The following is an 11,186-nucleotide window of genomic DNA, read 5'->3' as shown; positions in this document are numbered from 1 at the left end:
CAATCATCAATTTTTCTTTGACACATCTTCTCAAATCCCCTTGACAACTGCCATACAAGCTTAACTTGTTACCAATGGTCATTCCCTATTCTTCAATTCTTTAATCTAAAATCTAAAATAGTAGAAGCCGTATTGAAAGGAAGCTGATAGATGACTGAAAACTCAATAATTTTAGCGGTTGACCGCAATCACCGAAACTTGGAACTATTAGCACAATTTCTCAACAAAGAAGGATACCAGATGATCGCGGCTTATAACTTGGAAGATGTTGCACAAGCTATCAGTCAGCCTGCTAGGATCGGAATGGCTTTAGTAGATATTTCTGGTTTCGACCGCCGGATTTGGGAGTGCTGCGAACACCTGCGAAATCACCAAATCCCTTTTCTGATACTCTCGCCCAAACAAAGCGCTGCCATTCAGCACGAAAGCCTCTGCCACGGTGCTCGGAATATGTTAGTAAAACCTTTGATCGTTAGAGATTTGCTGGGAATTGTTCACAGCTTGCTAGGAGAACTTGCGTGAGTCAAATTTTATTGCTTGTCGAACAGAAAGAAAATCGCCGCCTGTTATTAGAATGGCTAGCTGTTTACTATGAGGTATTGCTGCCACACTCAACAGAAAATAGTGAGGAGTTTTTACCATTTAATCAATCTTTTGACCTGGCGATAATTGACGGTATTTCGCTGAAACGCCACTGGCAATGGGTGGCCGCCCAAAAACAGGCAGAACACCCGGTATGCTTGCCTTTTCTTTTGATTACATCCCGCTCGGATGTAGGGATGGCAACGCAATTTATTTGGCAAAGTATTGACGATTTGATTATCGCTCCGATCGAGAAGATAGAATTGCAAGCGCGGGTGGAGATTTTGCTGCGATCGCGCCAGTTGTCTTTAACTCTCAAATTGTCTCACGACCAACTCGATCGCACTCTGCAAACAGCCCAAGAACTCAACGAGATGAAAACATCTTTGCTGTACATGATTGCCCATGACGTTCGCAATCCTTTGAATTTCATCATCGGCACTACACAACTTCTTACCAAGTACAAGTTGACATTAACAGATGAGAAAACACAAGAACTTTTAGACAAAACTCAAGCAGCCGCCAAAGGTATCGATCAGTTATTAGACGATGTTCTGCTGCTGGGGCGTGTTGAGTCAGGACAAGCCGGGTTTTGCTTGGTACCGCTAGACTTAGCAAAGTTTTGTAATGAGTTGGTAGAGGAATTTCAGAGCAGCCTGAAGTTGAAACCTGAAAATGATCGGGTGACGCTGATTTTTGTCAATCACAGTCAATCCGCTATGGCGTGTTTGGAGGTAAGCTTGCTCCGGCGAATTCTGGGCAATTTGCTGTCCAATGCTATTAAGTATTCTCCCCCAAATACCGAAGTAATTTTTGAATTAAAACTTACGGAAACCGAGGCTATTTTTTCGCTCCAGGATGCAGGAATTGGCATACCTGTAGCAGACCAAGGACGCCTGTTTGATTCATTTTACCGGGCTAAAAATGTCGGTCGAATTCCCGGTACTGGACTGGGGCTGAGCATTGTTAAAAAATGCGTTGACTTGCACGGTGGCGAAATTACTTTGATCAGTGAAGAAGGCGTCGGCAGTACATTTACAGTAACGCTGCCGATCGCAAAACCTGGAAAAAAGCAAATCTCGCCTGCCACGCCTTAAACTAGATGCAGGCATTATCTTGGGATATTCATTGATGAATTTGACGCCCGGGTGAGGCTATACGTGGTAGTGTGACCCTGAGATGTATCCTCAAAAAGCTGAATAAAACTCTCGCTATTTTACAACGGCAGAATGTGAAGAACCATTAACAGTCGCTGGTCAACTGATGCAATTGAGCATCGTCGTTCCAGGAGCGATCGACGAGCGGGAGAATTGGCGATCGTTCCTCAAAGCTCGATCGGCCTCCTAAAAAATGTTGAACGCACCCAAAAATAATTAGATACCATTCAAAACTTATCCCGAGTGGCCAGACTTTATATTTCTGAAAAAAAGCGACCCAACAACCGTCACATCTTAGATGATATGATGACTATTTTAACACTTTAAAAATGGTTAATCAACTCTTTTATGAATTATTGTCGGACTCTTTTTAATGAGCGAGTAGTTACAGATTTGGTGGCGGCCGGCGTCTTATACTCTCCCCGAAGTGACAAAAAATGGCTCATGAGAGCAAACGCGAGATCGCTTTTTCGGCACACTATATGTAGTGTGCCGGCGTAATTCCTAACTTTGATATAAAAGAGGGCAAAATTTAACTTCAGTACAACGGGACGGAAATTGATTTTGCAGAAAAATTGGTGCAGTTATGCGTAGCCAAAAACGACATCGTACTGGGGTTTAACTCGCCTTTTATGCGAAAATTTACAGACTATGCAGTTGTCTGAGCTAAGGCGCGCCTTTTGTGCCGTAAAATCAATCAACAGTTGAAGATCGATCGCATGAGCTTTCAGGCCCAGAGTCCAACTGTTCAATTATTAATGGTTGAAACCTGATGTCTCCAGGTTCAATTGCCACTCTTCTCCACCAAGCTGGCAACAAGAGCAGCCAAAACTTACCCAAAGACACAGAACGCTGCTCGCGAACAAAAACCAAGGGCAGGAGAGCCGCCAGTCGTAAGACGGCTGAGAGGGCAAACACCCCTGGCAAGCCACCGAGATTGGTCAAAGTGGCGATAAACCCACCAAGGGTGATTCCCATTGCCCCAGTGACACCAGGAACCGCCGCGGCGATCGCAAAGTATATCGACTGATTCAACAGCGGTGCCACCGACATCATCAGATTACCACTGCACAGGTCGATCGCCGCCCACGTCCCACCGCCGATTATGTGCAACAGCGGGAACCAGACCCATAGGAAAATTGGAGCAGTTCCACCTTCTAGCCAGAGTAGAGGGGTCAGAGCCACCAAAATTCCCACTACTAGAAGAATCGGGCGATTCCCAACCCGGTCAGCCAGCTTTCCCCAAAAAACCAGCATCAGCAAGTTAGCACCAGCACCTAAGCTGCTATAGAGCGTTACCACGCTGACATCTATATTTAGGTCATCCAGCAAGTAAAGGTTAAAAAAGGGCGCGCTGACGTTAACGGCAAAGCTCCATAGACCAGAGTAAAGCAAAAACTTTAAAAAATTGGCTTCCTTGAGAAAGCTAAAAATTGTCCCTATGGATGATTTTTCGCCTCTATCTGAATGCGTGACGTGTACAAGCTTTGGGTTCACATCGGTCATAAAGAACTGACAACCTAGACTGATGAGGCCAAGCACAATTCCTAATACCAAGATGGCACTGTAACCTTGGAGCCTTCCACCGGGCCAGTTCGATACCACTAGAGCCAGCAACGGCACACCAATGAGATTCGTCAAGCTGACAGCACTATTGCGAAAGCCAAAATACCGCCCGCGCAACCGCTGAGGTACTAAAACAGCCAACCAGCTCAAGAAGGAAGCACGACCTAAAGATTCTAAGACTTGAGTTACCCAGATGATTGCCAATGTCAACTGCACTACCTGATGTCCAGCGAGATCAAATGAGCCTCCCAACCACATGGCTGGCACGAGAATCAGCCACAGCAGTCGCGACAGTCCGAAAATGCAGAGGGAATACCAGTGGCGGCTCTGCATTCGGTCTCCTATATAAGCTCCGAACGGTTGGAGCAGATTTATCAGTTGAGGAATGGAGGCGAGCATACCAATTTCGACTGGACCAGCCCCCAAATCCAGCAAGAAATTACTGAGCAACGCGCCGCTGATGATGCTGTAAAAAAGCGTAGCGAAGACACTCTCCAAAGTTAGTGATCTGAGGCTTAACCGAGTTTCCGGTTTGGAAAGTTTTAGAGGCGGATTGGTCAGAAGTACCGTCTCTGGTAAGGCTATATCCTCTTGGATTTCCTGAAGAGGGAGAGGATTGGTTCCTACTAAGCTGTAATCTTCTTCTTGTTTTTCGAGCATACTGGATAGCCAATAGATGAGCTCCTACGCAGCTTAATTGTATAATATAAGATTAAGTATTTTAAGAAACACAGCCATAGATGCAAGCTAAAAATCACCTCTCTAAAAAGCAAAAATAAAAATTACTTAAATAAATTCGAGAAAATAAGAATGCCCAAATTACAGAATAATTATTAGACCTCTTGCAAAATAATTTTATGATATAATGGAAAGTTTTGCTTTACTGGATTTAATCCCAACTATTAACTTATTTTTACTCTTGCCTTGCTAGAAACAGGATAAAATACTAGAAACTTATATTGGTTGTTACACAATCAGTAAATCATGAAAAATCAATCTTATTTAAATTTGACATCTCATCAATTTAAACGTAGATTTGGTGTCAAAATTTCCACCTTAAAAGTAATGGTTAAAGCCTTGGAAGAATTCCGGTCAGAAAATCCTCTCATACAGCAGAGGGCGTGGGACTATCCTAACTCTTGAAGAACAGGTCTTAGTCGCATTGGAATATTGGCGAGAATATCGAACATATTTTCATATTGCGACAAATTGGGGAGTATCTGAATCAACCCGAAGCCGAATTGTAATTGACATCGAATCAACTTTAATGAAAACGGGAAAATTCCGTCTTCCTGGGAAAAAAGCATTACTCAAAAACTCTGATTATCCAGCAGTCGTGGCGATTGATGTCACAGAAACAGCTATTGAACGACCCCAAAAAAAACAGAAAGGATATTATTCAGGCAAGAATAAATGTCATACCCTCAAAACTCAATTGGTCATTAATCAAGAGACAAGAGCAATTATTTGCACTGCTTTTGGGCAAGGACATTGCCACGATTTTAGCTTGTTTAAAAAAAGTAAAATTCCTGCATCATCCCGAAACAGATAGCTTACAAGATAGTGGATATCAAGGCATAAAAGATTATCATTTCAATAGTTATATTCCTAGAAAGAAACCTAAAAATGGGAAACTTTCTCTCTTAGAAAAAGAGTATAATCGAACTCTAGCACAAGAACGAATTGTCATTGAACACGTTAACCGGAGTCTGAAAATTTTTAAAATCTTGTCGAGTCGTTATCGGAATCGTCGTCGCCGTTATGGTCTGCGTTGTAATTTGTTATCAGCAATTTATAATTATGAGTTAGCTCTAGGGGGATTAAATTGAAAACCTTCTATTATAGCATAGATTTTTTTTGCAAGAGGTCTATTGATGTATAAGTCATGTTATACTCAAGGCGATCGCACTTTCTCTCACTATTTATTAAAATAAAAAAAATTAATGCACAAAATAGCAGCCACACCCGGAGGTTGGAACCCTCAATCAGAAGGAGTAATTTTTATTCAGCAAACCCCAGCACCAATAGTATTTATTAGTGCTGCTGACACCGACATTCAAACTCTCGCAGCCGCCGCATCCAAAATGCCGGCAAAATTTCCCAAAGTGCGCGCAGTAAACCTGCTTCAGTTGCAGCAACAACTAACAATTGATACTTATGCCGAGGAAGTTTTAGAACGCGCAGAAGTGATAATTTTAAGACTGTTAGGAGGGCGTTCTTATTGGTCTTACGGGTTAGAAATTCTGCGGGAAACTGTGCAGAAAACTAACGCATCACTGATTGTAATGCCGGGAGAAGACAGTCCCGATCCCGATTTAATTAGCCATTCCAATGTATCGCTATCAGCAGTCAATCAACTGTGGCGCTACTTTACAGAAGGGGGAGTCCAAAACTTTGTTAATGCACTAAAATTTGCCGCCGATACTTGCTTGAAAACTGCTTATAATCCGCCCGTCCCTCAAACAGTTTCCCGCGTCGGAATTTATGATTGGATCGGGCGCGGGGAGGCGTGTTTTGAAACTTTTCAATCAGATTCAGATTCCCCTAAATCCCCCTTATTAAGGGGGACTTTGACCACTTCTTGCTCCCCCCTTATTAAGGGGGGCAGGGGGGGATATCCGAGTTTACCAACTATAGCTAAAGTGGGAATTTTATTTTATCGCGCTCATTACTTATCAGGAAACTTAGCACCAATTGATGCACTTTGTCAAGCTCTATCAGAGCGAAACTTAGTCCCCGTTCCCGTCTTTGTGTCTTCTCTGCGCGAACCTGATTTGCAAGGAGAATTGCTAGAGTATTTTCAACCTAAAGAATCCGAACCAATTCAATTATTGCTCAACACCACAAGTTTTGCAGTCTCGGGTTTCAGCAGTCAAGAACCGGAACAAAACAGCTTAAAATCCTTAGACGTTCCCGTATTGCAAGCAATCTTCAGCGGTGGCGGTTTGGAACAGTGGGAAACCGAACTTCAGGGACTTTCGCCCCGGGATGTGGCGATGAATGTAGCATTGCCGGAAGTAGACGGAAAAATCATTACTAGGGCTGTTTCTTTTAAAGCGGTACAGACTTGGAACAGCGAATTAGAAACAGATGTAGTAGGCTATGTAGCAGCGGGCGATCGCATTCAATTTGTAGCAGATTTAACCGCGAATTGGGTGAAGATGAAACAAACCCCAGCCGCTAACAGACGCATCGCCATAATTCTGGCAAATTACCCCACTCGCAACGCCCGCTTAGCCAACGGTGTCGGCTTAGATACGCCCGCTAGCTGTGTCGAAATCCTCAAAGCTATGCAGCAAGCTGGCTATCAAATTGAAAATATCCCCGCTAGCGGCAACGAGTTAATTGAACTGTTAACTTCTGGCGTAACAAATGACCCGGAAGGACGCGAATTGCGGTCTGTTCATCAATCTTTGGATTTGGCAGAATATGAAGAATATTTTGCTAGTTTGCCGCAGCAAGTGCAAGATGGGATTTGTAAAAGATGGGGGTTGGCCGAAGGTTATACACAATCTAGGGACACGGCAATGCCATCTCCCTACGTCCAGGGGAAGGAAACGGCAATCCCGTGTCCCTACTTTCCCATTCCGGGGATTCAGTTTGGGAATGTGTTTGTGGGAATTCAACCATCGCGGGGATATGAAATTGACCCTAGTTTGAACTATCATGCCCCAGACTTAGAACCAACTCACAATTATCTAGCTTACTATTATTGGCTACGAGAAAAATTGGGAATTGACGCTATAATTCATGCTGGAAAACACGGCAATTTAGAATGGCTTCCCGGTAAAAGTATAGCATTGTCTAACAAATGTTATCCAGAAGTGGCATTAGGCGCGATCCCGAATTTTTATCCCTTCATTGTCAACGATCCGGGGGAAGGTTCCCAAGCAAAAAGACGATCGCAAGCCGTGATTATCGACCACCTGACACCGCCGATGACTCGCGCCGAACTCTACGGGCCTTTGCAGCAGTTGGAAACCTTAATTGATGAGTATTGCGAAGCCCAAAGTTTAGATCCATCTAGATTACCCATGATTCGCGATCGCATTCTTGCCCTCACCAACAAAGAAAACTTAGATAAAGACTTAGGAATACAACTAAATAAATCGGAATTTACAGAATTTATTACCCGCACAGACGGCTATCTTTGCGAACTAAAAGAATCCCAAATCCGCGACGGATTGCACATTTTCGGTCAGTGTCCCGAAGGTAGACAGTTGAGAGATTTGATAATTGCGATCGCCCGCCATCCCACCAACGGGCGATCGGGCATAACCCGCGCCCTAGCAGAAGACTCAGGCTACGATTTCGACCCCTTAACCTGCGATCCAACCTCGATAATTCAGCGCCGCACAGCAGGCGATTTAACAGCAGAACTCGAAGAAAAAGCCGCTGAATTAGTAGATAACTTAATCGAAAATATCCGCGTTCATCCGCGTTCATCTGCGGTCAAAAAAATCCAAATAGGAGAATCCACCCAACAAGAATTAGACTGGATAAATAACTATCTTTTACCTTCCCTCCTCCAAACAGACCAAGAAATTACCAACCTTTTGCGCGGACTAGATGGGCGGCACATACCAAGCGGCGCATCCGGCGCGCCCACTCGCGGCAGACCAGATGTATTGCCCACCGGCCGCAATTTTTACTCAGTAGATATCCGCGCCATTCCCACAGAAACCGCCTGGAGAGTTGGCAGAGTTGCTGCTGAAACTTTAATCGAAAGATACACCCAAGAAAACGGCGAATATCCGAAAACTTTGGGTTTGTCAGTGTGGGGAACATCCACCATGCGGACGGGGGGAGACGACATAGCGGAAGCCTTGGCGCTGATAGGAGTTCAACCAGTTTGGGATGGCCCTTCGCGCCGAGTTGTAGATTTTGAAATCTTGCCAGTTTCTGTTTTGGGGCGGCCGCGCGTTGATGTTACTTTGCGAATTTCTGGCTTTTTCCGCGATGCTTTTTTTAATTTAATTGATTTGTTTGACAGTGCGGTAAAAGCTGTGGCAGATTTAGACGAATCGGCAGAAAACAACCCTTTAGCGGCACAAGTTCAAGCAGAGATTCTGTATTGGGAATCTACAGGTTTGAGTCAGGAAGAGGCGCAAAGGCGATCGCAATTTCGAGTATTTGGCTCCAAACCGGGTGCTTACGGCGCAGGACTTCAAGGCATAATTGAAGCTCAAAACTGGACAGACGACAGCGATTTAGCAAAAGCTTACATTAATTGGAGCAGTTACGCCTATACAAGTACCCCCCCAACCCCCCCTTATCAAGGGGGGGCTAAATCTAATTCCTCTCCTTTACAACCAGGGGATACCCCCCCAACCCCTCCTTTACAAGGGGGGGCTAATTCCAACTCTTGTCCCCCCCCTTTACAAGGGGGGGTTAGGGGGGGTGAATGGGGATGTTCTGCACCCGAAGCATTTGAAAAACGCCTCGGCCAAATGCAAATAGTTCTGCAAAACCAAGACAACCGCGAACACGACATCCTCGATTCCGACGATTATTATCAATTCCAAGGCGGAATGACGGCCGCAATTCGCAATTTGCAAGGCAAAAATCCTGAAACCTATTTCGGCGACAATTCGATTCCCGAAAATCCGAAAGTGCGGCAACTGAGAGAAGAAATTGCGCGGGTTTATCGCAGCAGGGCTGTGAATCCCAAATGGATAGAAGGTGCGATGCGCCACGGTTATAAAGGTGCTTTTGAAATTGCGGCAACTGTTGATTTTTTGTTTGCTTACGATGCTACGGCAAATTGTGTAGAGGATTTTATGTATGAAGGAATCGCAGAGGCTTACATTTTTGATGAGAAAGTGCAGGCATTTATTCAAGAAAACAACCCTTGGGCGCTGCGAGATATGGCGGAAAGATTGCTAGAAGCTCGTCAGCGGGGGTTGTGGCAGAGTGCGAACCAGGATACATTGGATAAATTGAGGTCGATCGCCCTGCAAGCCGAAGCAGTCATCGAATCCCATACTGGTTTCTAGTCTGAACGGAGAAATGATAGAATATAGTTAATATGCGAGGCATCCATGTTGCGCGATCTCACCATCCAAAATTATCGCTGTTTTAAAGATTTTCATATCGACGAGCTAGCTAGGGTTAATCTGATAGTCGGTCAGAACAATAGTGGTAAAACTACTTTTTTGGAAGCCATTTATTTATTAGTCCAACAACAGAGTATTCAAGCTTTGTTTGATGTACTAAATGGCCGTGGCGAAATGAGCAACATAAAAACTCAACTTGCATCGGGTCAAGCAGTAAACCGCAGCAAGTATCAATTTGAACATATTTTTTACGGACATCAACTAACCCCCGATCGAAGTATTTACATTCAATCCCAGAAAGAAGAACAACTCTCACTCAAAATCCAAGCAAACCCTACAAACCAACAAGTGGTAATTCCGGTAGCTGAAGAACTAGAAACAAGATTTTTAGCATGGGAATTAATTGCTTACTACAATCAAAATTCCCGAGTCAAAATTTCACTGCTGCGCGATGCGACTATTGCTAATATTAGTAGTTTACTTTCTGTTCAACCAACAGAGATAAATGATAACTCTTTGTCGCTTGTTGGAGCCAGCAAAGATAATTTTAATTTAATCAAAACTACGGCAATAACTTTTAACGAAATGGCTGTGTTTTGGGATGCTATTACACTGACACCAAAAGAAGAAAGCGTAGTAGCAGCACTGCAAATCTTAGAACCCGATGTAGAACGTATTAGTTTTACCAGTAATCCCACTAATAACAGTGGTATTTTGATTAAAATTAGAGGACAGAATCACCCAATTCCTCTAGGCAGTATGGGAGATGGTATGCAACGAATTCTTAGTATAGCAATGGCAGCCGTCTCATCAGAGAATGGGTTTTTGCTAGTAGATGAAATTGATACAGGTCTTTACTATCAAACCCAAACTGATATGTGGCGATTGATATTTGAAACAGCACAGCGATTGAACGTTCAAGTCTTTGCAACTACCCACAGTTGGGACTGCATAGCCGCATTTCAAGAAGCCTTAGAACAGTCAGAAGATAGTTCTGTTGGCAAATTATTTCGCTTGAGCCGGCGCGGCGAGGATATTCGTGCAGTTGAATACACTCCCGATGAATTGTCCGTTGCAGTGCGCCAAAGTATCGAGGTGCGCTGATGCCAAAAGCACGAAAACCTCCTCAACCAAAACCTCAACAGTTATTGGTAGAAGGTAAGAATGACCGACACGTAATCTGGGCTTTGTGTCAGCAATATCAACTGCCAGAAACATTTTCCGTCGAAGTACCGCAAGAAGAAGGTACAGAAGGAGTTGAAGCGCTGCTAAATGGCTTGCCAGAAAGATTGAAAGCAGAGAATTTACGCACGTTGGGAATTGTGGTTGATGCCGATCGCAATTTAAGCGCGCGGTGGCAATCTATTAAAGATAAACTGAGTTCGATCGGCTATCGAGACATCCCGCAATCTCCCCCTCCCGAAGGCTGGGTTTGCGCACCTTCAGATCCATACTTGCCTCGCGTCGGAGTTTGGTTGATGCCAAACAATCAACTTCCTGGAATGTTAGAAGATTTTGTCGCCTATCTCATCCCCCCTGGCGACACGCTGCATCCGAAAGCCGAAGCAATTTTACAAGAGCTCGAACAAGCCGGACTTAACCGCTACACTTTAATTCATCATCCCAAAGCACTAATCCACACTTGGCTGGCATGGCAGAAAACGCCTGCAATGCCGATGGGACAAGCAATAACAGCGCAGGTGCTGAGCTGTGATGGCCCGATAGCCTTAATTTTTATTGAATGGTTAAAACATCTGTTTTAGCTAATTGCTCGATCCGCCGGATCATTAGTAATATCTAGTAATGTTTCGCGATCGCTGAAAGC

General features: G+C 44.2%; 6 protein-coding genes and 2 pseudogenes. 7 read left to right on the top strand and 1 reads right to left on the bottom strand.

Translation table 11 applies throughout. The features are described from left to right. The first annotated feature begins 150 nt into the window (after positions 1-150). From QUA78_RS16945 to QUA78_RS16935, 3 genes and pseudogenes are all read left to right on the top strand, one after another. On the top strand, positions 151-522 hold the full coding sequence (locus tag QUA78_RS16945) for a response regulator (RefSeq protein ID WP_333398920.1): 372 nt from the start codon (positions 151-153) through the stop codon (positions 520-522). Continuing rightward, positions 519-1,679 (top strand): ATP-binding protein, encoded by a 1,161-nt coding sequence (locus QUA78_RS16940; RefSeq protein WP_333398919.1) that lies wholly within the window; start codon positions 519-521, stop codon positions 1,677-1,679. The genes QUA78_RS16945 and QUA78_RS16940 overlap by 4 nt, the downstream gene beginning before the upstream one ends. A 608-nt stretch (positions 1,680-2,287) precedes the next feature. Then, positions 2,288-2,404 (top strand): annotated as a pseudogene (locus tag QUA78_RS16935) (element excision factor XisI family protein); the annotation flags it as partial. 28 nt (positions 2,405-2,432) lie between these two features. Here the strand turns inward: QUA78_RS16935 and QUA78_RS16930 are convergent. Continuing rightward, positions 2,433-3,965, bottom strand: coding sequence for an MFS transporter (locus QUA78_RS16930; protein WP_333307168.1), 1,533 nt, complete (start codon positions 3,963-3,965; stop codon positions 2,433-2,435). A gap of 324 nt (positions 3,966-4,289) precedes the next feature. Here QUA78_RS16930 and QUA78_RS16925 point away from each other — a divergent pair. From QUA78_RS16925 to QUA78_RS16910, 4 genes and pseudogenes are all read left to right on the top strand, one after another. After that, positions 4,290-5,134 (top strand): annotated as a pseudogene (locus QUA78_RS16925) (IS5 family transposase). A 114-nt stretch (positions 5,135-5,248) separates the two neighbouring features. Then, on the top strand, positions 5,249-9,301 hold the full coding sequence (cobN, locus tag QUA78_RS16920) for a cobaltochelatase subunit CobN (RefSeq protein WP_333303568.1): 4,053 nt from the start codon (positions 5,249-5,251) through the stop codon (positions 9,299-9,301). A gap of 45 nt (positions 9,302-9,346) precedes the next feature. Next, positions 9,347-10,465, top strand: a complete 1,119-nt coding sequence (locus tag QUA78_RS16915) for an ATP-binding protein (RefSeq protein ID WP_333303569.1) — start codon at positions 9,347-9,349, stop codon at positions 10,463-10,465. Further along, complete coding sequence (locus tag QUA78_RS16910; protein ID WP_333303570.1) at positions 10,465-11,124, top strand: DUF3226 domain-containing protein; 660 nt, start codon at positions 10,465-10,467, stop codon at positions 11,122-11,124. Before QUA78_RS16915 ends, QUA78_RS16910 begins: the two co-directional genes overlap by 1 nt. The last annotated feature ends 62 nt before the right edge of the window (positions 11,125-11,186 follow it).

This window comes from Microcoleus sp. K4-B3 (assembly GCF_036704615.1).
In the GTDB taxonomy this organism is placed as follows: Bacteria; Cyanobacteriota; Cyanobacteriia; order Cyanobacteriales; family Microcoleaceae; genus Microcoleus.
The sequence above is the reverse complement of the archived record's forward strand: the minus strand, read 5'-3'. Positions and strand labels throughout refer to the sequence as shown.

Excerpts from the sequence above, each read along its gene's own strand:
- QUA78_RS16930 (WP_333307168.1), bottom strand. The coding sequence starts at position 3,965 with ATGCTCGAAAAACAAGAAGAAGATTACAGCTTAGTAGGAACCAATCCT.
- QUA78_RS16915 (WP_333303569.1), top strand. The coding sequence starts at position 9,347 with ATGTTGCGCGATCTCACCATCCAAAATTATCGCTGTTTTAAAGATTTT.
- QUA78_RS16945 (WP_333398920.1), top strand. The coding sequence starts at position 151 with ATGACTGAAAACTCAATAATTTTAGCGGTTGACCGCAATCACCGAAAC.
- QUA78_RS16910 (WP_333303570.1), top strand. The coding sequence starts at position 10,465 with ATGCCAAAAGCACGAAAACCTCCTCAACCAAAACCTCAACAGTTATTG.
- cobN (WP_333303568.1), top strand. The coding sequence starts at position 5,249 with ATGCACAAAATAGCAGCCACACCCGGAGGTTGGAACCCTCAATCAGAA.